Annotated in this window: 25 protein-coding genes; 14 read left to right on the top strand and 11 right to left on the bottom strand. The window is 61.6% G+C overall.

Features of this window, described 5'->3' with window-relative positions; all coding sequences use genetic code 11:
- The first annotated feature begins 10 nt into the window (after window positions 1-10).
- A complete protein-coding gene (gene tldD, locus HCK86_RS18585; RefSeq protein WP_176085981.1) occupies window positions 11-1429 on the top strand; it encodes a metalloprotease TldD in 1419 nt (472 codons plus the stop codon).
- 93 nt (window positions 1430-1522) lie between these two features.
- Here the strand turns inward: tldD and HCK86_RS18590 are convergent, their stop codons facing one another.
- Both HCK86_RS18590 and HCK86_RS18595 read right to left on the bottom strand, forming a co-directional pair.
- Window positions 1523-2200, bottom strand: coding sequence for a GNAT family N-acetyltransferase (locus HCK86_RS18590; protein ID WP_176086114.1), 678 nt, complete (start codon window positions 2198-2200; stop codon window positions 1523-1525).
- Window positions 2197-2682, bottom strand: a complete 486-nt coding sequence (locus HCK86_RS18595) for a MarR family transcriptional regulator (protein WP_348641099.1) — start codon at window positions 2680-2682, stop codon at window positions 2197-2199. The genes HCK86_RS18590 and HCK86_RS18595 overlap by 4 nt, the downstream gene beginning before the upstream one ends.
- 154 nt (window positions 2683-2836) lie before the next feature.
- Between HCK86_RS18595 and HCK86_RS18600 the strand changes: the two genes are divergently transcribed.
- Window positions 2837-3355 carry a GNAT family N-acetyltransferase gene (locus HCK86_RS18600; RefSeq protein WP_176085982.1) on the top strand — a complete coding sequence of 173 codons (519 nt, stop codon included), beginning with the start codon at window positions 2837-2839 and terminating at the stop codon, window positions 3353-3355.
- Window positions 3356-3433: 78 nt separating this feature from the next.
- Window positions 3434-4438 (top strand): MerR family transcriptional regulator, encoded by a 1005-nt coding sequence (locus HCK86_RS18605; RefSeq protein ID WP_176085983.1) that lies wholly within the window; start codon window positions 3434-3436, stop codon window positions 4436-4438.
- Here the strand turns inward: HCK86_RS18605 and HCK86_RS18610 are convergent, their stop codons facing one another.
- Both HCK86_RS18610 and pdxH read right to left on the bottom strand, forming a co-directional pair.
- Window positions 4439-4906, bottom strand: a complete 468-nt coding sequence (locus tag HCK86_RS18610) for a heme-degrading domain-containing protein (RefSeq protein WP_176085984.1) — start codon at window positions 4904-4906, stop codon at window positions 4439-4441.
- 34 nt (window positions 4907-4940) lie between these two features.
- Entirely contained in the window at window positions 4941-5561 is a 621-nt protein-coding gene (gene pdxH, locus HCK86_RS18615; protein ID WP_176085985.1) for a pyridoxamine 5'-phosphate oxidase, read from the bottom strand.
- Window positions 5562-5826: 265 nt separating this feature from the next.
- Here pdxH and fabI point away from each other — a divergent pair, with 265 nt between their 5' ends.
- From fabI to aroC, 3 genes are all read left to right on the top strand, one after another.
- Window positions 5827-6645, top strand: coding sequence for an enoyl-ACP reductase FabI (gene fabI, locus HCK86_RS18620; RefSeq protein ID WP_176085986.1), 819 nt, complete (start codon window positions 5827-5829; stop codon window positions 6643-6645).
- Between the two features lie 102 nt (window positions 6646-6747).
- Window positions 6748-7341 (top strand): histidine phosphatase family protein, encoded by a 594-nt coding sequence (locus tag HCK86_RS18625; protein WP_176085987.1) that lies wholly within the window; start codon window positions 6748-6750, stop codon window positions 7339-7341.
- Window positions 7342-7431: 90 nt separating this feature from the next.
- Complete coding sequence (gene aroC / locus HCK86_RS18630; protein ID WP_176085988.1) at window positions 7432-8529, top strand: chorismate synthase; 1098 nt, start codon at window positions 7432-7434, stop codon at window positions 8527-8529.
- Here the strand turns inward: aroC and HCK86_RS18635 are convergent, their stop codons facing one another.
- Window positions 8530-9723, bottom strand: a complete 1194-nt coding sequence (locus tag HCK86_RS18635; protein ID WP_176085989.1) for a winged helix-turn-helix domain-containing protein — start codon at window positions 9721-9723, stop codon at window positions 8530-8532.
- Window positions 9724-9883: 160 nt separating this feature from the next.
- Between HCK86_RS18635 and HCK86_RS18640 the strand changes: the two genes are divergently transcribed.
- From HCK86_RS18640 to HCK86_RS18650, 3 genes are read left to right on the top strand one after another with little or no spacing between them, the layout of a single operon-like run.
- Complete coding sequence (locus HCK86_RS18640; RefSeq protein WP_176085990.1) at window positions 9884-10561, top strand: energy-coupling factor ABC transporter ATP-binding protein; 678 nt, start codon at window positions 9884-9886, stop codon at window positions 10559-10561.
- On the top strand, window positions 10561-11184 hold the full coding sequence (locus HCK86_RS18645) for an energy-coupling factor transporter transmembrane protein EcfT (protein WP_176085991.1): 624 nt from the start codon (window positions 10561-10563) through the stop codon (window positions 11182-11184). Before HCK86_RS18640 ends, HCK86_RS18645 begins: the two co-directional genes overlap by 1 nt.
- Window positions 11181-11741 (top strand): biotin transporter BioY, encoded by a 561-nt coding sequence (locus tag HCK86_RS18650; protein WP_176085992.1) that lies wholly within the window; start codon window positions 11181-11183, stop codon window positions 11739-11741. Before HCK86_RS18645 ends, HCK86_RS18650 begins: the two co-directional genes overlap by 4 nt.
- Before the next feature lie 65 nt (window positions 11742-11806).
- On the opposite strand, the gene HCK86_RS18655 is transcribed toward HCK86_RS18650, so the two are convergent.
- Complete coding sequence (locus HCK86_RS18655) at window positions 11807-12205, bottom strand: thioesterase family protein (protein ID WP_176085993.1); 399 nt, start codon at window positions 12203-12205, stop codon at window positions 11807-11809.
- Between the two features lie 303 nt (window positions 12206-12508).
- Here HCK86_RS18655 and HCK86_RS18660 point away from each other — a divergent pair, with 303 nt between their 5' ends.
- The 5 genes from HCK86_RS18660 (at window position 12509) to HCK86_RS18680 (ending at window position 17811) form a co-directional block, all read left to right on the top strand.
- Entirely contained in the window at window positions 12509-12763 is a 255-nt protein-coding gene (locus tag HCK86_RS18660) for an exodeoxyribonuclease VII small subunit (RefSeq protein ID WP_176085994.1), read from the top strand.
- Window positions 12764-12782: 19 nt separating this feature from the next.
- The gene (locus tag HCK86_RS18665) at window positions 12783-13709 is read left to right on the top strand and encodes a pirin family protein (RefSeq protein WP_176085995.1); all 927 of its coding nucleotides are present in this window, start codon (window positions 12783-12785) and stop codon (window positions 13707-13709) included.
- A gap of 109 nt (window positions 13710-13818) precedes the next feature.
- A complete protein-coding gene (gene dxs, locus HCK86_RS18670; protein WP_348641100.1) occupies window positions 13819-15738 on the top strand; it encodes a 1-deoxy-D-xylulose-5-phosphate synthase in 1920 nt (639 codons plus the stop codon).
- Window positions 15739-15793: 55 nt separating this feature from the next.
- Window positions 15794-16546 (top strand): TlyA family RNA methyltransferase, encoded by a 753-nt coding sequence (locus tag HCK86_RS18675; protein ID WP_176085997.1) that lies wholly within the window; start codon window positions 15794-15796, stop codon window positions 16544-16546.
- 17 nt (window positions 16547-16563) lie between these two features.
- The gene (locus HCK86_RS18680; protein ID WP_176085998.1) at window positions 16564-17811 is read left to right on the top strand and encodes a class I SAM-dependent RNA methyltransferase; all 1248 of its coding nucleotides are present in this window, start codon (window positions 16564-16566) and stop codon (window positions 17809-17811) included.
- Window positions 17812-17869: 58 nt separating this feature from the next.
- On the opposite strand, the gene HCK86_RS18685 is transcribed toward HCK86_RS18680, so the two are convergent.
- From HCK86_RS18685 to HCK86_RS18705, 5 genes are all read right to left on the bottom strand, one after another.
- Window positions 17870-18301: a BA14K family protein gene (locus HCK86_RS18685; protein WP_246739671.1), complete on the bottom strand. Its 432-nt coding sequence runs from the start codon at window positions 18299-18301 to the stop codon at window positions 17870-17872.
- Between the two features lie 230 nt (window positions 18302-18531).
- Window positions 18532-19038: a BA14K family protein gene (locus HCK86_RS18690; protein WP_176086000.1), complete on the bottom strand. Its 507-nt coding sequence runs from the start codon at window positions 19036-19038 to the stop codon at window positions 18532-18534.
- A gap of 256 nt (window positions 19039-19294) precedes the next feature.
- Complete coding sequence (locus HCK86_RS18695; RefSeq protein WP_246739672.1) at window positions 19295-19678, bottom strand: BA14K family protein; 384 nt, start codon at window positions 19676-19678, stop codon at window positions 19295-19297.
- 360 nt (window positions 19679-20038) lie between these two features.
- Window positions 20039-20971: a siderophore ABC transporter substrate-binding protein gene (locus tag HCK86_RS18700; protein WP_246739673.1), complete on the bottom strand. Its 933-nt coding sequence runs from the start codon at window positions 20969-20971 to the stop codon at window positions 20039-20041.
- 82 nt (window positions 20972-21053) lie between these two features.
- A complete protein-coding gene (locus HCK86_RS18705; RefSeq protein ID WP_176086002.1) occupies window positions 21054-22274 on the bottom strand; it encodes an MFS transporter in 1221 nt (406 codons plus the stop codon).
- Window positions 22275-22332: the final 58 nt, after the last annotated feature.

Below are 22332 nucleotides of genomic sequence, written 5' to 3' on the forward strand. Positions count from 1 at the left end.
GGAGTCCGCCATGACCGATCGCGACCTGCTCAGCCAATTCGATGCCGATGAGGAAACCGTCCGCGCCCTCGTTTCCGATACGCTGAAGGATGCGGACGACGGCGAACTCTATGTCGAATATGCCCAGAACGAGAGCCTGAGCTTTGACGATGGCCGGCTGAAAAGCGGCTCCTTCAACACCGGCCACGGCTTCGGCCTGCGTGCCGTTGCCGGTGAGGCCAGCGGTTTTGCCCATGCGGGCGAATTGTCGGTCTCGGCACTGAAGCGCGCAGCATCGACGGCAAAGGCCGTGACCAGCGGATATTCCGGCACCTATGCCGAGCCGCCGCGCGGCACCAATACGAAGCTCTACAGCGCTGAAAACCCGATCGGTGAACCGACTTTCGAAGCCAAGGTCAAGCTGCTCGGCGAGATCGACGCCTATATCCGCGACCGCGATCCGCGCGTGCGCCAGGTCTCAGCTTCGCTGGCCGCCAGCCATCAGGTGGTCGAAATCCTGCGCGCCGATGGCTACAGGGTCGGCGATGTCCGGCCGATGACGCGCCTCAACATCTCGGTTGTCGTCGGCGAGGGCGACCGGCAGGAAACCGGCTCTTTCGGTCTTGGCGGCCGGATCGGCTTTGCCGATCTCTTCGCCCGTCAGGACTGGCAGAGCGGCGCCGAAGAAGCCCTGCGCCAGGCCTTCGTCAACCTTGAAGCCATCGAGGCGCCTGCCGGCACCATGGATGTGGTGCTTGGCAATGGCTGGCCCGGCGTGATGATTCACGAAGCGGTCGGCCATGGGCTTGAGGGCGATTTCAACCGCAAGAAGCTCTCCGCCTTTTCCGGCCTGATGGGCGAGATGGTCGCAGCCCCCGGCGTGACCATTGTCGACGATGGCACGATCCCGGACCTGCGCGGCTCGATCTCCATCGATGACGAGGGCACGCCGTCCGGCTATAACGTCCTGATCGAAAACGGCCGCCTGACCGGCTACATGCAGGACCGCATGAATGCCCGACTGATGGGTGTTCAGCCGACCGGCAACGGCCGCCGGCAGAGTTATTCGGAACTGCCCATGCCGCGCATGACCAACACCTACATGCTTGGCGGGGACAAGACCAAGGAAGAGATCATCGGCTCGGTCAAGAAGGGCATTTATGCAGTCGCATTCGGTGGCGGCCAGGTCGACATCACCTCCGGCCAGTTCGTCTTCTCCTGCACCGAGGCCTATCTGATTGAAAACGGCAGGATCGGCGCGCCGATCAAGGGCGCCATGCTGATCGGTAACGGACCCGACGCGATGAAAAGGGTCTCCATGGTCGGCAACGACATGAAGCTCGACAATGGCATCGGCAATTGCGGCAAGGCAGGACAGTGGGTTCCGGTCGGCGTAGGCCAGCCGCATCTCAGGCTCGATCAGGTCACGGTCGGCGGCACCAAGGCCTGACATCCGGGCCTTAGGGCGCACCAGGACGCTCTATCTTATTGAATCGACGCATCGTTCTTTTTGAAAATCGATTCCGGTTTTCGAGCCGGTGCGCTAGCGACGCTCGATCAGACATGCGTGAAGTTCGGCCCGACGGTGAAAACCAGAACGTTCATAGAGGCCGATCGCCGTTTCATTGTCGGCATAGGTGTGGAGAAACACCTGTCCGCCGGCGCGCGTGATCGCGCCGGCCGCGTGGCACAGCAGGTGACGGCCAAGCCCCTGCCCGCGAAAATCCGGGTGGGTACAAAGCCCGCTCAGTTCAACGAAGCCATCCACATGCATGCGCTGCCCCGCCATGGCGGCAAGCCGGCCATCGATCCGCACGCCCCAGAACGGACCAAGCCGCTGGGCGTCAAGGGTGAAGGGCCCGGGCCGGGTCAACAGCGCCAGTTCCAGCATCTCCCCTGCATCCTGCGGGCCCAGAAGCGCGATCCGTTGATCGCTGACCGGCGCAAACTCACCCGTGCCGACCATCTGGGTGATCCGTGCGCGCTTCAAAAGCGTGCAGCCATCCGGCACGGTGATCGGCGCGCGCTCGACCAGCATCACTGTCTCACCGGGGACAAGCATCTGCGTCAGTGCCTGCGCCGAACGGATATCCGTGTCACGCATCGCGGCAAAGGGGATGATGGAGGCGGGATAGCGCAGTGCCTGCCCGTCTCCCTGTGCCAGATGGGCGTGACGGGATGTCAGTGCATTCCAGACCGGGCGATCAAGCGTTTCCATCAGTGCGGCTCCTGCATGTCGGCGCGCCGGGCGAGCGAGATCGCCTCCAGCCCCTGCTCCAGACCGGCGAGCTGATCGAGAAGCGGCCCCTCCAGATCGCGGCAAAGCCCGCGAACGGCGGCCTCAACCCGCGGCCAGACCTGGTCTCTGGCAAAATCCACCAGCACCCTGCCCTCGCGGCTCAACGCCACCACACGCCGTCGCTGATCCTCCTTCGAAACCACCGCCTCCACCAGACCATGCCGCTCAAGCTGCGCCAATGTCCGCGTTACGCCGGGCTGGCTGGTTCCAAGTGCAGCAGCCAGATCACCGACGCTCAGCGGTCCGGCGCGATCGAGAGCTGCGAGATAGGGAAACTGCGCTGCCTGTATCGCCAGCCCGGCATCATCCATGATCTTTTGCGTCTCGGTCTGAAACCGTTCACCAAGGCGGCGCAATCGTGTTCCAAGGGTCAGATAGCCCAATTCCCTGACAATATCCGTCACATCCCGTCTCCTTTTACATAACCAGTTATATACCTTGTTATGTATTTTCGGAAACGAAAAAATGCGTATTGCAGTTTTTCGCGCCTTAGCGGTTTCTTTACCGCTTTGATTGCTGAATGCGGGCAAGTATCGCGTAGCTGTTTTTTGATCTCACATGACCCGTCAACCTTTCGAAATCCGTCGCCTTCTCGCCACCGACACAGAAGCCCTGTGCGGGATCTGGCATGACGCCTCCATCCGGTCGCATTCCTTTCTGCCTGCGGATCTCCTTGCCGATCAGAGACGCATTATCGCCGAGCGCTTTCTCGGTGAAGCCGAATGCTGGGTTGCCGCCTGCGGGCAAACGCCCTTCGGCTTCATCGGACTGATCGATGATTTTGTCGGCGGCCTGTTTGTCGATCCACATGTCCAGGGCCATGGCATCGGTTCGGCGCTTCTCGATCATGCCTTGTCGCTGCGCGGCAGGCTGGCGCTGGAAGTCTATGCCCGCAACGAGCGCGCGATTGCCTTTTACCGGCGGCACGGCTTTTGCGGTATCCGCCGCCGTGAAACAGACGATAATGGCCTGCCCTTTGCACTGATCCTGATGCAAAAAGGCATGACAACCCCGGGACCGCGGCGTTTTGCGCGGGCAAATCCGGACCGCGATGCGCTAACATGCGGACAGGCATGAACACCCGAACAAGGCCTTGACCCGTACCCCGGGGACGGCCCCATCTAGGACGGGACCCAAGCCTTCAGGAGTGATTCCATGCCGCAATCGTCACGTTTCTTCTCCCCCTCCGAGGCTGCCCTCAGGCTTGGCACCTCGATCAAGGCGCTCAGGCTTTACGAGGAGCGCGGACTGATTCATCCGGGCCGCAACCGCTCCGGCTGGCGGGTCTACGGTCCCGCCGACATGACCCGCGCCCGCGAAATTGCCGCGCTGCGTGCGCTTGGTCTTGGCCTTGCCGCCATAAGCCGCATCATGACGGGAGACGGCGCGGAACTGGAGCCGGTTCTGGCGCGCCATCAACGGACGCTCGAAACTGAACTTGCAGGCCTTGCAGACACAATCGCACGGCTCGCAGAACTTCGCAGCGACATCGCATCCGGCGTCAGCCCCGACATTGCTGCCGTCATAAGGCTGACGGGAACACGCACCGAGCCGGCGATTGCCTTTCCGCTGCCCTGGCCATGGGATGGCGAACTGTTCGAGCTGGCCGACATGAAGCCGATCACCTGGGTCACCGGTCCGCTCGGCAGCGGCAAGACCCGCTTCCTGCGCACCCTTTCCCAGACCTTATTCGGCGCGCTGGAGGTCCGGCTCGATCGCAGGATAGAGGCAGAGCCCGGCTCGGCGTCACGCGCCGAAACCATTGTCGGATCCCTCGTTTCCGACGGTGCCACGGCATCGCCGGCCCTGCTCGGCCTCGTGACCGCCCTTTGCCAGGAACAGCCCTCCGCTCTGGTGGTGGACCTGGTCGAAGAGGCACTTGATCACCCGACCCAGGAGGCGCTCGCCGCCTGGCTGCGTCAGCGCCCGGCTTCCGCGCCTGCGCTCTTCCTGATGACGCGCTCGACGGCCATGCTTGATCTCGACGCGGTGACACCGGCCGAAGCACTGATCCTGTGTCCGGCCAATCACGCACCGCCGATCATCGTGCCACCGTTCCGCGGCGCCACCGGCTATGAGGCCTTTGCCTCTTGCCTCGCCTCCCCGGAAGTCAGGGCCCGGACCACCGGCGATCAGACCGGCTGGACGCCGGCCGTCTGATCAGCGCTCAAGCCCCTCAAATACCGAAACGATCATGCCATGATCCTCAGCGCTGGCGAGGCCGGATACGGTGATGGCGGCGATCACCCCGGCGCCAACGACACGGACGGGAAAGCTGCCGCCATGATCAGCATAATCCATCGGATCGAGCCCGATCTGCGGGCCGATTGACGCCCCTTTTCGGGCATGCATCAGCTGGATGGCCATGGAGGCGCGGTGAAAATGGAAGACGACATTGGATTTGCGCATCGCCCAGATATCATTGGCAGGCGTCGCCCCGGTGAGCGCGGCGTGGAACAAGGTCCGGTCGGGCGTGCGAATATCGATCACCACGGGCGCGTTCTCCGCGCGCGCCCGCTCGACCAGACGGCAGCCGACATCAAAGGCGGTCACCTCGGTGAATTCGGAAAAGACCAGCCGTTCCTCCTGAGCGGCCACCTCGGCTTCGGTCAATTCTGCAACTGCCATATCGTCCTCCCTTCGATAGATCCTGTCTGACCTTTTACGGATACATCCGCACCTTCTGCCAGCCGCCTTCCGGATTTTCGCGGCGAAACTCGATCCGGTCATGCAGACGGAACTTGCCATCGCGCCAGAATTCGATCGAGACCGGTTTCAGCCGGAAACCGGACCAGTAGGGCGGACGCGGAATTTCGCCGACGCCGTAGCGGGCGGTATTCTGGGCAACGGCCTTTTCCAGCGCAAACCGGCTTTCCAGCGGCCGCGACTGCTTCGAAGCCCAGGCACCGATTCGGCTGCCACGGGCACGCGAGGCGAAATAAGCGTCCGCTTCGGCATCGGCGACCACTTCCACAGGGCCGCGCAGCCGGACCTGCCGGCGCAGCGATTTCCAGTGAAAGCACATGGCGGCCTTTGGCTGGCCAAGCAGTTCCCGACCCTTCTGGCTCTCGAAATTGGTGTAAAAGACGAAACCGTTGAGGTCAAAGCCCTTCATCAGCAGCATGCGGACATTGGGCAGGCCGTTCTCATCCACAGTCGCGATAGCGACAGCATTCGGGTCGTTCACCTCGCTGGCTTCGGCATCTTTCAGCCATTTTCCGAAAAGTTCGAACGGGTCATTTTCCGCTGTGAAATCAGCGGCGTTCCCTTGTACATCAGCCATGGTGCTACTCCCTGGAATAAAAGCGTTGCCTTATCGGAACGACTGGCGCAAGAACAACGACAAAGAAGCGAACCGGCCTGAAAGGACTCACTTGCAAAAGCAATCCGACGCCCCGAAGGTTCAAAGCGAGTGAGCACAATTCACAGGGGCTTGGCAATAGGCTTTTCCAGGGCTAAAGCGATCGCCACGGGGTTCACACTGCTTGAACCGCATTGCTGCCTATGCCATAGGCAAAGTGGAAGACAGTCTCAAGGAGCACCGATATATGGCTGAAGCATCCGGCCTCATGAAAGGCAAACGCGGCATCATCATGGGTGTCGCCAACAACCGGTCGATCGCATGGGGTATTGCCAAAGCGTGTCGTGATGCAGGTGCGGAGATCGCGCTCACCTGGCAGGGTGACAACCTGAAGAAGCGCGTCGAACCCCTGGCGGCAGAGCTTGACGCCCTGCTGATCGGCCATTGCGATGTGACCGACCCCGACACCATCAACAAGGTTTTCGACGACCTCGAAGCCGCCTGGGGCAAGATCGACTTCGTCGTCCACTGCATCGCCTTTTCCGACAAGGAAGAGCTGACCGGCCGTTATATCGACACCTCGCGTGACAATTTCGCCCGCTCGATGGACATCTCGGTGTACTCCTTCACCGCCGTTGCCCACCGCGCCGAGAAGATGATGAATGACGGCGGCTCGATGATCACCCTCACCTATTACGGTGCGGAAAAGGTCATGCCACACTACAACGTCATGGGTGTTGCCAAGGCAGCACTTGAAGCCAGTGTGCGCTACATGGCTGTCGATCTCGGCGGACGCGGTATTCGCGTCAACGCCATTTCCGCCGGTCCGATCAAGACGCTGGCAGGCTCCGCCATCGGCGATTTCCGCTATATCCTGAAGTGGAACGAATATAATTCGCCGCTGAAGCGCAATGTCACGATCGAGGAAGTCGGCAATTCCGCCCTCTTCCTGCTGTCGGACCTGTCGACCTCGATCACCGGCGAGGTGCTCCACGCCGACAGCGGCTATCACGTCGTCGGCATGAAGTCGGTCGATGCGCCGGATATTTCGGTTGCCAAGGACTGATCATCTTTTCTCGGCGCGGAACCAGATCCGCGCCGAAACTGTTTTAAGCGATGATAGATTTACCGGCTCCTGCCGGGCAAGACCTTACCGGGGACAAGCACATTGCTGATCTATGCGATCCGTCACGGCCAGACGGACTGGAACGCCGAGGCCCGTATGCAGGGCCAGAAAGACATTCCGCTGAATGATATCGGCCGGGAACAGGCCCGCGGCAATGGCGTCAAGCTGAAAGCGATCCTCGGTGCCGATACCGGCCTTTTCGATTTTGTCGCAAGCCCTCTGTCCAGAACCCGCGAGACGATGGAGCGCGCCCGCGCTGCCATGGGGCTGACACCGGAACTCTACCGCACCGATGAACGGCTGAAGGAGCTTTCCTTCGGAGACTGGGAAGGCCGCACCCTGAAGGAGCTTGCCGTCGACTATCCCGAACTGATCGAAGAACGCGAGCACGACAAATGGGCGTTTGTGCCGCCCGGGACAAGCGCTGAAAGCTATGAGATTCTATCCTGGCGGATCGGAGCCTGGATGAAGGATGTCGTCGGCCCGACGGTCTGTGTCTGCCATGGCGGCGTGATCCGCGCCATGTTCCGCCTAATTGCCGGCCTTGAACCCGATGCCGCCGCCATGACCGATATTCCGCAGGACAAGGTGCTGAAGATCGATCTTGCCAGAAACACGATCGACTGGCTGGACTGAGCCAATCACGCGGCAAAGCCTTTCCCTCAGGCGCCAATTGCTTTACAGCGTTGCGGCGTTCATCAAGGAACCGCGCTGGAGAAGGCTTTCATGTCGCATAACACCTTCGGTCACCTCTTCCGTGTCACCACCTGGGGCGAGAGCCACGGTCCGGCGCTCGGCTGCGTCGTTGACGGCTGCCCGCCCGGTGTGAAATTCACGCTCGCCGAAATCCAGCATTTCCTCGACCGCCGCAAGCCAGGACAGTCGCGTTTCGTCACCCAGCGCCGCGAGGCCGATGAAGTGAAGGTGCTTTCGGGCGTGATGATGGATGAGGACGGCGTGACGATGATTGCCACCGGCACGCCGATTTCGATGATGATCGAAAACACCGATCAGCGCTCGAAGGATTATGGCGAGATCGCCCGGCAATACCGCCCCGGCCACGCCGATTACACCTATGACGTCAAATATGGGATCCGCGATTATCGCGGCGGCGGACGATCGTCCGCCCGTGAGACCGCCGCCCGCGTTGCCGCTGGCGCAATCGCCCGCAAGGTGCTGCCTGGCGTGACCTATCGCGCGGCACTGACCCAGATCGGCAAGCACCGGATCAACCGTGCCAACTGGAACTGGAACGAAGTCGACAACAACCCCTTCTTCTGCCCGGACCCCGAGATGGTGCCCGTATGGGAAGATTATCTCGACGGCATCCGCAAGGCCGGATCCTCCGTCGGCGCCGTGGTGGAAGTCGTTGCCGAAGGCGTGCCGGCTGGCCTTGGCGCGCCGATCTACGCCAAGCTGGATCAGGATATTGCCGCGCTGATGATGTCGATCAATGCGGTCAAGGGCGTCGAGATCGGTGAAGGTTTCAACGCCGCAGAGCTGACCGGCGAGGAAAATGCCGATGAAATGCGCATGGGCAATGATGGCAAGCCGCTGTTTCTGTCCAACCATGCCGGCGGCATTCTCGGCGGCATTTCCACCGGAGAGCCGATTGTCGTGCGTTTCGCCATCAAGCCGACCTCCTCGATCCTGACGCCACGCCGCACGATCGACCGTGACGGCCATGATGTCGATCTCAGAACCAAGGGCCGCCATGACCCCTGCGTCGGCATCCGCGCCGTGCCGATCGGCGAGGCGATGCTCGCCTGCGCCGTCGCTGACCATTATCTGCGCGATCGCGGTCAGACCGGACGACTCGACTGATCAGCCGGGCTGCCAGCCATCAAGATATTCGACCCGGGCGACACCGGTGAAGCGGGCAAGCCGGGCAAGCTCGGCGTCAAGCTTTGCCAGACGTCCGGCACTCGCCTTCACGCCCGGCTCCAGCCACAACTGCCTGACCTCCAGCGCATCCCGCTTGCGCTCCGCCTTCATGTCGATCCGGCCGATCAGCTTCGTGCCTTCGAGCAGCGGAAAGACGTAATAGCCATATTGCCGTTTCGGCTCCGGCACGAAGACTTCGATGCGATAGAAAAAGCCGAACAGCCGCTCGATGCGGGCGCGGTCGCGCAACAGCGGATCGAAGGGGCTGAGCACCCTGACGCGTGATGGCGGCTCCGGCACATCGTGAAGGCTGGCGACGTCCTCGGCCAGCGCTACCGCCTGTCGGCTCTTGCCCTTTTCCGCCAGCCCGATCTCGACATCGGCCAGCCCGTCGCGGTTTGCCTCGACCCAGGCCCGTGCCTCCTGCGGCGTGATGATATCGAAGAAGGCGGCAATCTCACCCGGCGTGGCAAAGCCGAGCCGGGTCAGCGCTGCGCGGCAGGCCCAGTCAACAAAGGCGTCATGGTCGACACTGGCATTTCGCCACGCATCCGGGATTACCCGTTCAGACAGATTATAGGCCTTTTGAAAATTGACCCGATGGCAGATGGAAAGATTTCCGGTGCGCCAATGATATTCGAGAGCCGTCTTGCCCGGATGCCAGTTCCACCAGCCGCCGGAGACATGTTCGTCTGACTTCAGGTCCCGCGCCATGACCGGTCCGCTATCACGCACCATCGCCAGCGTTTCCTCGATGACCTCCTCGAAGCCCGCCGCCCGCCATTTGCGCCAGCGCTCCAGAAGCCGGACCTGCTCGCGGGCAAAACGATGCTTCCAGTAGGGATAGAACCGCGTCGGGATGATCGCCGCATCATGAGTCCAGTGCTCAAACAGCGACCGGTCCTTTTCCAAGAGGTCCGCAAGCTGGGCGTGGCGATAGCCGGGAAAGCGCGACCACAGGATCAGGTCATGCGCCCGCTCGACGGTGCGAATGGAATCAACCTGCACGAAACCGAGCATCTCGATCAGCGACAAAAGCCCCTGCCGCCCGGCACCTGCCGGGATCCGTTCGCAAAGCCCCTGGCGGGCGAGAAAGATGCGCCGCGCATCTTCGTTGGCGATAGTGGTGATCATGGAGCGACGTTAGCCCGATTCGGACAAAAGGTGAACAACGCATCCGGATTTTCTTCGAAAGGCGGCCACCGCGCCGGCTTGGCTGTTCAAAGCGCTGCCTGCGGCTTTCGAAACCATCGGCAGGCCTCTATAAGAACCGGCAACGGACACGGAGGCGGATGTGCAGATCATCTTTGAAGATGCAGCGGTGCAACTTGAGGGGCGAACAATCCTGAGCCCGCTGAAGCTGTCGCTCGGCGAGCACCGGATCGGCATTATCGGCCTCAACGGCTCGGGCAAAACCACATTTGCCCGGCTGATCAACGGACTTTCCGCTCCGACGGCCGGTCGTGTCATTGTCAATGGCCACGATACGGTCAAGGACAGGCAGACGGTGATGGCCGATGCCGGCTTTGTATTCCAGAACCCGCAGAACCAGATCATTCTGCCAATCCTGAAGGACGACATCGCCCTTGGCCTGAAGGCCCGTGGCCTTGCGAAAGAGATGATCGATCTGCGCATTGCCGAGACGCTGCAACGGCTTGGCATCGCCCATCTTGCCGATCGCCGCGCGCATGAACTGTCCGGCGGCGAACTGCAGCTTGCTGCCCTTGCTGCCGTTCTGGCGCCGCGCCCCTCGCTCGTCATCCTCGATGAGCCGACCAACCAGCTCGATCTCAAGAACCGCGCCATCGTCCGCACCGCCATCAACACGCTCGCCGAAGATCTGATCGTCATTTCCCACGATCTGGCGCTGATGGCGGATATGCAGCGCGTCCTGCTGTTCGACCAGGGCGTCATCGTCGCCGATGGCGCGCCTGACAGCGTGATCGCGCGCTATGAAGAGATGAATGGCTGATGCAGACGCTCTTTGTCGACGGCAATACGATCTTTCACCGCTTCTCACCGGGTGTGAAAATCGCCGGGCTGGTGGCGTTCTCGGTAGCGCTTTTCGCCAGCACCAGTCCCGCAGCCCTCGCCGCCCTTCTGCTCCTGGCACTGATAAGCTACGCCATTCTGCCGCTTGGCCTGAAAGCCTCGATCGCCCGGCTGCTGCCGATCGTCGGTGCCATCCTTCTCGTCGGCATTGTGAACCTGATTTTCTCCGGCCCTGTGCCAACGGCGGTCATGGTATCGCAGCTGACCGCTCTGATGCTGTTTGGCGCGACGGTGACGGCGACGACAACGATTGCCGACTTCATCGACGTCATCACCCGCTGGGCAAGGCCGCTGGAACGCATAGGTCTCGTCAATGCCGCCGATATCGGCCTTTCCGTCGGCCTTGTGATCCGCTTTGTCCCCGAAATTCTGACCCGTTATGGCGCGATCCGCGATGCCCATCGCGCCCGTGGCCTTGCGCCGAAAACCGGAAGCGTCATAATCCCGCTCCTGATCCTGACCCTGAAGGATGCGGATCAGGTTGCTGCAGCCATTGATGCGCGCGGCATCCGCAGACCGCAAAAAAGAAGGAAGACCGAATGAGCACCCGCGATCTTGTTCTCGTGGCCCTGTTTGCCGCCATCATTGTTGCGCTTGGCGCCCTGCCGCCGATCCCGCTTGGCTTCATTCCCGTCCCCATCACGGCACAGACGCTTGGCGTCATGCTGGCGGGGCTGATCCTCGGCGCCAAACGCGGGACGCTTGCCATTTTGCTGGTCATTCTGCTCGTCGCGATCGGCCTGCCGGTTCTGTCCGGTGGCCGTGGCGGCCTTGCCGTCTTTGCCGGCCCGACGGTCGGCTATCTGATCGGCTGGATCCCCGGCGCCTTTGTCGCAGGCCTGATCGCCGAACGCGCTGCCCGCAATAGCCGCCCGATCGCACAGCTGACGGGTTTCTTCGCCGCCGCTGCCATTGGCGGCATTGTCGTGGTCTATGCCTGCGGGATGGCCTGGCTGGCCTTCGGTGTCGGCATGGGCCTGCCTGCCGCCTTCGTGTCCGGCCTCGCCTTCATTCCAGGGGACCTGATCAAGGCGGGGCTTGCCGCCCTTGCCGCCCGCGCAGTCATGATCGGCTACCCCTTGCTGCCACGGCGCGCCTGAAATACAGAGCGGGCGGGACATCACTGTCCCGCCCGCTTGAAATGCCATTGAGGAACGTAAGGTCCTCAATCGAGGAAAGAATAGAGCCAGTCGCGCGTCGCCTCCGGCAGCGGTGCCGATTCACCGGTTTCATACTGGACGGCGGCCCAGAGGAGATCGACCTCGGCGGCAATCTCGTTTCCCGCTTCCATCACCACGTTGAAACCCACCGTCTTGCCGCCAATCTTGGCGGTTCTGACCGTCAGACGCGCCATTTCGCCGTTGCGCAGGCCGCGATAGAAAGTACAACTGACCTTACGCACCACATAAGCAGGCTCCTTGGCCACTTCCGGGCGGTAGCGCCAGAAATTGGCCAGCGCTTCCTCAGCATGTTCGATATAGGCAGCGGTATGCATGCGCCCATGCATATCGATATCCCGGTAAGGAACCCTGAACTCGCTCCTCTCAGGATGTCTTTCGTCCATCGCGCAAACCTTCTTAAACTGAAGCACCCTGAAACGCCGGGCGCCTTTCGAAGCCAGGAGGCTCCGGAACCGCCGGAAATCTTTGCCGGCAGCGGTCTTAAACTCAATCTATAGAACCTTTGCAAGGTCAAGACCATGCCTGCATTGCATTGCGCGACGACGACGCAGCACCGATGCCAGGGGATCTCGAGATTGAGCAGTGGCTTTTGACCGCCTCTACCTCGTCAGAGCCGCCGAAGACGGCTATGATCCCCGCCAAGCAGAAATGGCCCGAATGGCCGAGAATGACGAAAGAGGACAACCATGACCGATGCCGCCAAACCCGCAAAGATCGCCGACATGACCTTCGAGCGCGCCGTCGAGGAGCTGGAACGCATCGTCGCACGGCTGGAGCGCGGCGATGTGGCGCTGGACGAATCGATTGCCATCTACGCCCGCGGTGAAGAGCTGAAAAAGCATTGCGAAAAGCTTCTGAATGCAGCAGAAGCCCGAGTCGAGAAGATCCGCCTCGATCGTTCCGGCACACCAGCCGGGGCCGAACCGCTCGACGAGGCCTGAACCCAGCAAGGAGGCGCCGATGTCTTTTTTTCCAGGCAAGGATCCGGAACCGGGCGACGCACCATCCTGTGACGCGATCAGCCAGCTGATCATCCCGCGCACCAGCGATATCGGCGATTTCGAGGTAAGGCGGGCGCTGCCGACCATCAAGCGGCGGCTGGTCGGCCCCTTCATCTTCTTCGACCGCATGGGCCCCGCCCGTATTACCGGGCTCAATGCTCTGGACGTGAAGCCGCACCCCCATATCGGCCTCTCGACCGTGACCTATCTGAACGAAGGCGAGATCAAGCATCGCGACACCTTGGGAAACCAGCTGGTGATCCGGCCCGGCGACGTCAATCTGATGACGGCCGGCAAAGGCATTGCCCATTCGGAGCGCACACCGGAAGATCTGCGCGATGCCTGCCACACGCTCTCCGGTGTCCAGACCTGGCTGGCGCTGCCTGAAGCAAAGGAAGAGATGGATCCCTGCTTCGGCCATACCGAGCGGGATCAGCTGCCCGAACTGAGCGACACGGGCGTTTCCGGCCGGGTCGTGCTCGGCAATTTCGCCGGCCTCGCCTCCCGGGTCGCCACATTTTCCGACACGCTGATGGTCGATCTCGCACTGGAAGCGGGCGGACGGCTTTCCTTTGCTGCAGCGCATGAAGAACGGGCGATCTACATTCTTTCAGGCAATCTCGAAATTGCCGATGACATGTTCGGGCCCGAACAGCTTCTGGTGCTGAGACCAGGCGATACGGTCACGCTCACAGGTGGCGCCCCCGCCGGATGCAGGCTGATGCTGTTTGGCGGTGCAGCGCTGGAGAGCCCCCGCCACATATGGTGGAATTTCGTTTCATCCTCCAGGGAACGGATAGAACAGGCCAAGGAAGACTGGAAACAGAAGCGTTTCGGACTGGTCGCGGGAGACGAAACAGAATTTGTTCCTTTGCCCGGCCACTGAAATTGGTTAAGAAGAAATCTTATATTCCGTGTAAGCCGACCCTAAGATGTCAGCGCGATGCAAAACCAGAAACAGTGACCGCGATACGGCCACCAAGAGGCAAGAAACAGTGACGGTACCGTCAAAAACGCGCCTGCTCGACAAGATCAACGTCCCGTCCGACCTCCGCGCGATCGATGATCGCGAGCTGCCGCAGCTGGCTCAGGAAGTTCGCGAGGCGATGATCGACGCTGTGTCGCGCACTGGTGGCCATCTTGGAGCCGGACTGGGCGTGGTCGAACTGACGCTTGCAATCCACAAGGTCTTCAACACGCCTGAAGACCGGCTGATCTTCGATGTCGGTCATCAGTGCTATCCGCACAAGATCCTGACCGGCCGGCGCAACCGGATGACGACTCTGCGCCAGGAAGACGGGCTTTCCGGCTTCACCCGCCGCGCCGAGAGCGAATATGACCCCTTCGGCGCAGGCCATTCGTCCACCTCGATTTCCGCAGGGCTCGGCATGGCCGTTGCGGCGGATCTCAAGGGCGAGACGCGCAATGTCATCTCCGTCATCGGCGATGGCGCCATGTCTGCCGGCATGGCCTTCGAGGCGCTCAACAATGCCGGTGCGCTCGGCGCACGCCAGATCGTCATTCTGAACGACAATGACATGTCGATTGCGCCGCCAACCGGCGCGCTCAGCGCCTATCTCGCCCGTCTCGCCTCGGGGCGCGCTTATCTCGAAATCCGTGATTTCTCCAAGCGGCTGACCCAGTATCTCGGCAAGTCCGTTGATAAGGCGATCTCGCGCGTGGTCGGCCATGCCCGTGGGTTTGTCACTGGCGGCACCATGTTCGAGGAGCTTGGTTTCTACCATATCGGCCCGATTGACGGCCATTCCTTCGAGCACCTGCTGCCCGTGCTGCGCAATGTCCGTGACAATGCCCATGGCCCGGTTCTGATCCATGTCGTCACGCAAAAGGGCAAGGGCTATGCCCCGGCAGAAGCGGCAGCCGACAAGTGCCACGCCGTCAGCCGTTTCGATGTGGTGACCGGTCATCAGACCAAGGCCAAGCCGAACGCGCCGAGCTATACCAGCGTCTTTGCCGAAGCACTGGTGCAGGAGGCAACGCATGATGACAAGATCGTCGCCATCACCGCTGCCATGCCGTCAGGCACAGGTCTGGACAAGTTCCAGAACGTATTTCCGAAGCGGATCTTCGATGTCGGCATTGCCGAACAGCATGCCGTCACCTTTGCCGCAGGACTTGCCACCGAGGGCATGAAACCCTTCTGCGCACTTTATTCGACCTTCCTGCAGCGCGGATATGACCAGGTGGTGCATGACGTGGCGCTGCAAGGCCTGCCCGTGCGCTTCCCCATCGACCGTGCCGGATTTGTCGGCGCCGACGGGCCAACCCATGCCGGCTCCTTCGATACGACTTACCTTGCCACCCTGCCCGGTTTCGTTGTCATGGCCGCTGCCGACGAGGCAGAGCTGAAACATATGGTACGTACCGCTGCCGCCTATGATGAAGGGCCGATTTCCTTCCGCTATCCGCGCGGCGAAGGCCGCGGCATCGAGATGCCCGCCCGCGGCGAAATCCTCCAAATCGGCAAGGGCCGCATCATGACCGAGGGCACCAAGGTGGCGCTCCTGTCCTTTGGCACACGCCTTGGCGAAACCCTTGAGGCGGCACAGCTGCTCAATGCCGCCGGCCTTTCGACCACGGTGGCCGACGCGCGCTTTGCCAAGCCGCTGGACCTTGATCTGATCCGCCAGCTGGCCCGCCACCATGAAGTCCTGGTGACGATCGAGGAAGGTTCCGCCGGGGGCTTTGGTGCCCATGTGCTGCAATTCCTCGCCAATGAGGGCCTGATTGATCACGGCCTGAAGGTGCGGCAGATGGTGATGCCCGATCTGTGGGTCGAACAGGCAAAGCCCGAAGCCATGTATGCCCGTGCCGGGCTTGATCGGGAAGGGATTGTCGACACGGTTTTTGCAGCCCTCGGCCAGACCCGCATTGCCACGGGCACGATCGGCTGAATGGCTGACGCCGAAAGCGCTTGCGCCGGGCAGAAAAACCGTTCAAGGACCGCCTATGTCCGGATCCCTCACCCCAATGCGCCTTGACCAGCTTCTGGTCGCGCTCAACCGTTTCGACACGCGCTCGCGGGCGCGCGATGCGATCCAGCGCGGCACCGTGCAGGTTGACGGCCGGATTGCCAGAAAGCCCGGCGAAACGGTGGCGCCGGATGCCGACATCACCATCGACGATCCGGCCAGCCGCTATGTCTCGCGGGCAGCACTGAAACTGGTCCATGGCCTTGAGCATTTCGGCCTGTCGCCGGAAGGCTGCCATGGGCTTGATATCGGCGCCTCGACCGGCGGTTTCACGCAGGTTCTGCTGGAGGCCGGAGCATCACATGTGACGGCTGTCGATGTCGGACACGGCCAGATGGCCGCGAAAATCGCCGATGACCCGCGCGTCACCAATCTTGAGGGGCTGAATGCCCGTCAACTTGCGCGAACGGATATCGGCGATGGCCCTTTCGATTTCATCGTCTCCGATGTCTCCTTCATTTCGCTGAAACTGGCGTTGCCGCCGGCATTGGAGATCGCCGCTCCGGGGGCCTGCTGTGTGCTGCTGGTCAAGCCGCAATTCGAGGCAGGACGCGAGGCGATCGGCAAGAAGGGTCTGCTGAAGGACGCGGCTCTGGGCGCAGCGGTGGCAAAAGATCTGGAGAGCTGGCTGGTGCAGACCTGCGGCTGGAAAAGTCTCGGAGTGACCACTTCCCCCATTGAAGGCGGCGACGGCAATATCGAATATCTGCTCGGCGGCAGAAAGTCTTGAAAGGACATAAAGACAGCATGAGCGCTGAAACCGTAACGATCGAGAGGCTCGGCAGCCAGGGTGACGGAATCGCCAGGGGACCCGTCTTCGTGCCGTTCACCCTGCCGGGCGAAGAGGTGATGATCGCCCGAAACAAGGACCACGGCACATTGCTGGCGCTGAAGACGCCCGCACCGGAGCGCATTGCGCCGGTCTGTCGGCACTTCGGCCCGGATGGCACGAACGGCACCTGCGGCGGGTGTTCGCTGCAGCATCTGGGGCCTGAGGGCTATCGGGCGTTCAAGACCGCACTTGTCACCGATGCCCTCGCCTTTCACCATATCGACTGTCCCGTCGAACCATTGGTGGAGGCGGCACCGGGTGAGCGCCGGCGGGCCAGTTTTGCCGGACGGAAGACGGAGACAGGAATTGTCTTCGGCTTTTCAAGCCCTTCAAGCCATCACATTGTTGCCATTGAGGAATGTCCGGTCCTGCTGCCCTCGCTGGTGGCACGCTTTTCTGCCTTCAAGCTGCTGGCAGGTATCCTTGCCTCCAGTGCCGAGCCGTTCCGCATCGCGGTTCTGGAGACGGCAACAGGTCTCGATATCGCCTTTTCGGGGCTGAAAAAGCCTTCGGAGAAACGCCGTCAGGCGGCCATCAAGGCGGCGCTGACCCTGAAGGGCATTGCCCGGCTGTCGATCGACGACGAAATCCTCGTGGAACCCGACAAGCCGACCCTTGCCATTGACGGTGTCGCGCTGGTGCCGCCGCCGGCAGCCTTCAGTCAGGCCAGCATCACCGCCGAGGAGACGATGGCACGACTCGTTCTTGCACACCTTGCCGGTTCGAAACGGGTTGCCGATCTATTTTCCGGCTTCGGTACATTTGCGTTGCGACTGGCGCGCGAGGCGCGCGTTCACGCGGTGGAATCGAGCGCTCCGGCGCTTGGCGCACTCGATCACGCCGCGCGCAACCAGCAGGGGCTCAAGCCGGTCAGCGTCGAGCGGCGCGATCTTTTCCGCCGGCCCTTGATGCCGCAGGAACTGAAAATCTTTGACGGTGTCGTCTTCGACCCGCCACGCGCAGGCGCCCGCGAACAGGCGGAAGAACTGGCCCGTTCGATCGTGCCGAAGATTGTTGCTGTCAGCTGCAACCCGGCGACCCTCGCCCGCGACCTGGAGATCCTTGTTGCTGGCGGCTATCGGGTCGACAGCATCACCCCGATCGACCAGTTCCTCTGGAGCCCCCATGTCGAGGCCGTTGCCTGCCTCACGAAACAGGTCTGAGGCAAAGAAAAAGGCCGGAGACGTTGCTCCGGCCCATTTCACATCCGATATCGGCTATTCAGTAATAGGGCGAATAGCACTGCTGACGCGGCCCGTTATAGGGCTGATAGCTATTGTCATAGGCCCGATAGGACTTGTAGCGATCCTCGCACCACTGGTAGTGGCGCGGATTGATGTTGCCTCCGGGCGCAGCATTATTGGCATTGTTTCCTGCAGCAACCGCTCCGCCAATGATCAGCGCCGTGGCTCCGAGCGCTGCCAGGGGAACCCAGGCATTCCCGTTCCAGCCCCAGTTGCTGTGCGGGGGCGGACCTGGCGGCGGGCGATAGCCGCCATGGCCGGGCGGTGGCCCCTGGACCGTGATAATATTCGGCTGATCGCCGGAAACGGGTGTTGCGATGACCGGCATGGCACTGGCTGGCACGGCAACCGCAGCAACACAGACCATGGCAAAGGCACCGACAAGGGTCTTTTTTGCGTAATCGAGCATTCTCATACTCCTCTTGACCGATAACAAACGCATATGTCAGCCATCGGTTCCAGGGAAGATGCTGAATCTGCGTTGCTGCAAGAAAGCTAACAAATGCTTTCTGAACCGCAAATTAACATCGATGGCCCGAGCGCGCCGTTTACACGGTCGATGCATGAAGGGCTGCCCGTTCCATGCACATATGAAAAAGGCCGGAAACGCGTTCCGGCCTTCTTCGCATCTGTCCCCGGTCAGTAATAGGGGGAGTAACACTGCTGCCGCGGCCCGTTATAGGGCTGATAGCTGTTGTCATAGGCCCGATAGGATTTATAGCGGTCCTCGCACCACTGGTAATGGCGCGGATTGATGTTGCCTCCGGGCGCGGCATAGCCGTTATTGTTGTTGCCGGCCGCAATCGCACCACCGATGATCAGCGCGCCCGCGCCCAGGGCAGCCAGAGGCACCCAGCCATTGCCATTCCAGCCCCAGCCATTATAGGGCGGCGGGCCAGGCGGCGGACCCCAGCCACCACGCGGCGGTGGGCCGCCCCAGCCTCCACGCGGCGGCGGGCCACCCCAGCCTCCGCGCGGCGGCGGACCGCCATGCCATCCGCGGCCGGGCGGCGGGCCCTGCACGTTCACAATGGCACCGTGGTGATCCGGTGCCGAGATCGGCATGGCATTTGCCGGCAAGGTGGCAGCAGCCACCAGAGCGGCTGACATCAGACCGATCACAGTGTTCTTCACATATCCACGCATGGTCCTACTCCTATTCATCGGAGATAAACGCTACGGCGGTAACCCGGTTCCAGCAAAACACTGCCGGTCCGCCACTCGATGTCCTGATCTAGCAAAAGCGAGCTGAACCGGAACTTAACGGGGGCCTTGTAGAGAAATGACGGGCTGAGCCGGAACGACAGGGCATTGCCGGCAAAGCAAGAGGCGCAGAATAGAGATGGTGACACCTCCCTTGTGTGGCCGGCGCGAAGGGCAGCGCCCGGCGCGCGCCATGCTCCTAGTAATAGGGTGAGAAGCACTGCTGCCGCGGACCACCATAGGACTGGAACGTATTGTCGGCGGGGCGATAGGACCGGTAGGCCTCGGCACACCAGTCGTAGTGACGCGGATTGATGCCGCTGGTGATCGGCGCGGTGAACTGATTGCTGGTGTTGTTCGATGCGGCGATGACACCGCCCAGGATCAGTGCACCCGCCCCCAGCACGGCAGCGGGGACCCAGTCATCATCTCTGCCGTCGCTTCTGTACCGTTCGGGCGGGGGTGGAGGAAGATCGCGGTAATAATAGTCGTCCTCGTAGTAATAGTAGCCCGGCTCCTCATACCAGTAGCCCGCCCTGGGCCCGTCGTACCAATAGCCGCCCCGCGACTGTACCTTGATCACATGCTGAGCGCTGCCAGTGCCAGGCGCCGCGGCGAGCGGCATTGCTTGGGCTGGCGCCGTGGTCTGCGTGACGAACACCAGCGCCAAGCCGCCAATGAGAGATCTTGCTGCATTTCCGGTCATCATCAATGGTCCGTCGGTTCGAGAGATGAAAGCACAATCCGCGACTGGCGGAAGAGACCGGCGCGTCTGCCTCACGACAAGATCAGCAAAGGAACCGGCTCCAGCTCGGCTCTAGCGACCTAAGCAGACGAATTGCGGGCCTTTTCCCGGCATTGATGAAATATAAGGAAACAATAAGGGCGCCACCCTTCGGCGACGCCCTCCCTGGCTGTCTGCACTGTCGGCGGTGATGGCCGGTCAGTCTTTTGCCTCGCCCTTCAGCCGTGCGGCGACCTGATCCACCAGCGCCTGTTCCGCATAAAGTCCACCTGTCGTCAGATAAAGCAGACCGCCATCGGGATAGATGACCTGCCCCTTTTTCCAGGCGGTGGTCTGGTCGACGAGATCATTGTCGAGCAGCACCGAAGCCGCAGTGCCGGTCTGGCCGATCGTGGCGTCGCGATCGAGGACATAGAGCCAGTCCGGATTGGTCTTCAGAATATATTCGAAGGAAACCGCCTGCCCGTGCGTGCCGACATCGAGGCCCGGATCGGCAGCCGCAAAGCCATAGAGATCATAGACATTGCCAAAACGCGAACCAGGCCCGAAAGCCGAGACCTTGCCGCCGGTGGTCAGCAGCACCAGTGCCGTACCGGCATTCTCCGTCAGTCCCTGCAGCGCGGTCACGGATTGTTCAAGCGCCGAAATCCTTGCCTCAACCTCGTCCTGGCGGTCAAAGATCTGGCCGAGCGTGCGGGCATTGGCCTCAACGCTGTCAAGGAAGTGCGCATTGTCGATGGTCAGGTCGATGGTCGGTGCAATCTTCGCCAGATCGGCATATTTCGGCTGCGAACGGCCGGCGACAATGATGAGATCCGGCTGAAGCGCATTGACCGCCTCGAAGTCCGGTTCGAACAGCGAGCCGACCTTGTCATAATCATCGCCGGCATATTGCTTCAGTTCGTCCGGCAATGGTGCACTCGGGACACCGGCCACTTTCACATCCAGTGCATTCAGCGTGTCCAGCGAGGCAAGATCGAAAACAACCACAGTCTTGGGATCACGCTCGACCTGCGTTGTGCCACTGGCATGGGTGACCGAGATCATTTCAGCAAGCGAGGGCAGCGCGGTGAAGGCCCAAAGGGCCGCCGCAAGAGACAGGCGGCTGAGGGCAGACGGTATCAGGGACAAGGGTGCTTCTCCTATTCTTGACTTTATTCATCAACATATTGAAACCGATGAACAAGGCAAGATCGGAGATCCGTTTTTCACCTCACATTTGCGTGCCCGGTCTGAGGGCGGAACGTGCCCTGAGCCCAGCCAGACACCAGACGGCGGTGAGCGCAACAAGTGCCAACATGACAACAGCGACCAGAGCCACCACGAAACCCAGTCTGGCAAGACAAAGACTGAAAAGCAGCGGCGCCACTGCCGTTGCAAGATTTTGCGGCAGAGCAATCCGCCCGGCCATCAGCGCATATTCACCCGGGGCAAAAAAGCCGAGTGGCAGAACGGCCCGCGAGACCGCCCCCATGCCTGAACCGAAACCGTAAAGCAGCACGAAGGCTATGGCTGCGGCTGGTGAAGGCGCGAGGACGATAGCGACCACGCCCCCCAGAAGCGGCAGAGATCCCGCCAGAAAGGCCGCCGGCAGCGGATCATCATTGCGCCCGATGAAAAGATCGGCAGCGCGGGCGGAAATACCGAGAAACGAACGCATGGAGGCGAGCGACAACGCAAGCGCCGGACCTGCGCCAGCAAGGCCGAGAAGTTCGATCAGCGACGGTGAAATACCGAAACCGATAATGCTGAAGGCCGTTGAGAACAGGGCGATCAGCACAAAGGCGCGCCGCTTTTCTCGTGCCGGAAGCAATAAGGGCATCTGGGCAGCATCGCGGCCTTGCGCCGCTGTCCTTGCCGGACGGGGGCCCGGTCCGAAAAAATTGAGTGGCGCTGCGATGAAAAGCAGGAGCCCTGCACCGACAAAAAGCGCCGTTCGCCAACCGGCATTTTCAACGACGAAGCTGAAGAGCGGCCAGGCAAACCCGGCCGACATGCCGGTAACAATCATCATCAGCCCGATCGCGCGCCGTGCATGGCGACCCTCCCGCTCGACAATCGCGGCATAGGCAGGATTGGAAAGCGCAAAGGCTCCACCAAGTCCGATCACCCCCCAGGCGGCGAAATAGCCAATGGGGCCATGGCAGGCTGCGAGCAGAACAAGGCCCAGCGCCATCACCACCGCACCCGCCGACAGGAAAGGCCTTGCGCCATAACGTGTAACCAGCCGCCCGACCGGTGGTCCGGCGACAGCCAGAACCAGCATGAAAAGCGTAAGCCCGCCGAAAAGCAGGTCATAAGCGATACCGAGTGCTTCGCCCATCGGGCGCGCCGTAACGGACAACATGTCAAAGCCCGCGCCCCAGCCGATCAGCTGCCCCACGGCCAGACTTCCGATCAGGCGCGTGCGCCCCGATGATATGCTCAGCCCCATACGGTCTCCCCTGCTCGCAACACACGATCTCCTGAGATGTGCTTGACCTGTTGCCATC

Origin of the sequence: Martelella sp. HB161492, from assembly GCF_013184775.1 — a bacterium.
Lineage (GTDB): Bacteria > Pseudomonadota > Alphaproteobacteria > Rhizobiales > Rhizobiaceae > Martelella.

Excerpts from the sequence above, each read along its gene's own strand:
- tldD (WP_176085981.1), top strand. The coding sequence starts at position 11 with ATGACCGATCGCGACCTGCTCAGCCAATTCGATGCCGATGAGGAAACC.
- HCK86_RS18600 (WP_176085982.1), top strand. The coding sequence starts at position 2,837 with ATGACCCGTCAACCTTTCGAAATCCGTCGCCTTCTCGCCACCGACACA.
- HCK86_RS18605 (WP_176085983.1), top strand. The coding sequence starts at position 3,434 with ATGCCGCAATCGTCACGTTTCTTCTCCCCCTCCGAGGCTGCCCTCAGG.
- HCK86_RS18610 (WP_176085984.1), bottom strand. The coding sequence starts at position 4,906 with ATGGCAGTTGCAGAATTGACCGAAGCCGAGGTGGCCGCTCAGGAGGAA.
- pdxH (WP_176085985.1), bottom strand. The coding sequence starts at position 5,561 with ATGGCTGATGTACAAGGGAACGCCGCTGATTTCACAGCGGAAAATGAC.
- fabI (WP_176085986.1), top strand. The coding sequence starts at position 5,827 with ATGGCTGAAGCATCCGGCCTCATGAAAGGCAAACGCGGCATCATCATG.
- aroC (WP_176085988.1), top strand. The coding sequence starts at position 7,432 with ATGTCGCATAACACCTTCGGTCACCTCTTCCGTGTCACCACCTGGGGC.
- HCK86_RS18635 (WP_176085989.1), bottom strand. The coding sequence starts at position 9,723 with ATGATCACCACTATCGCCAACGAAGATGCGCGGCGCATCTTTCTCGCC.
- HCK86_RS18645 (WP_176085991.1), top strand. The coding sequence starts at position 10,561 with ATGCAGACGCTCTTTGTCGACGGCAATACGATCTTTCACCGCTTCTCA.
- HCK86_RS18650 (WP_176085992.1), top strand. The coding sequence starts at position 11,181 with ATGAGCACCCGCGATCTTGTTCTCGTGGCCCTGTTTGCCGCCATCATT.
- HCK86_RS18655 (WP_176085993.1), bottom strand. The coding sequence starts at position 12,205 with ATGGACGAAAGACATCCTGAGAGGAGCGAGTTCAGGGTTCCTTACCGG.
- HCK86_RS18660 (WP_176085994.1), top strand. The coding sequence starts at position 12,509 with ATGACCGATGCCGCCAAACCCGCAAAGATCGCCGACATGACCTTCGAG.
- HCK86_RS18665 (WP_176085995.1), top strand. The coding sequence starts at position 12,783 with ATGTCTTTTTTTCCAGGCAAGGATCCGGAACCGGGCGACGCACCATCC.
- HCK86_RS18675 (WP_176085997.1), top strand. The coding sequence starts at position 15,794 with ATGTCCGGATCCCTCACCCCAATGCGCCTTGACCAGCTTCTGGTCGCG.
- HCK86_RS18680 (WP_176085998.1), top strand. The coding sequence starts at position 16,564 with ATGAGCGCTGAAACCGTAACGATCGAGAGGCTCGGCAGCCAGGGTGAC.
- HCK86_RS18685 (WP_246739671.1), bottom strand. The coding sequence starts at position 18,301 with ATGCTCGATTACGCAAAAAAGACCCTTGTCGGTGCCTTTGCCATGGTC.
- HCK86_RS18690 (WP_176086000.1), bottom strand. The coding sequence starts at position 19,038 with ATGCGTGGATATGTGAAGAACACTGTGATCGGTCTGATGTCAGCCGCT.
- HCK86_RS18705 (WP_176086002.1), bottom strand. The coding sequence starts at position 22,274 with ATGGGGCTGAGCATATCATCGGGGCGCACGCGCCTGATCGGAAGTCTG.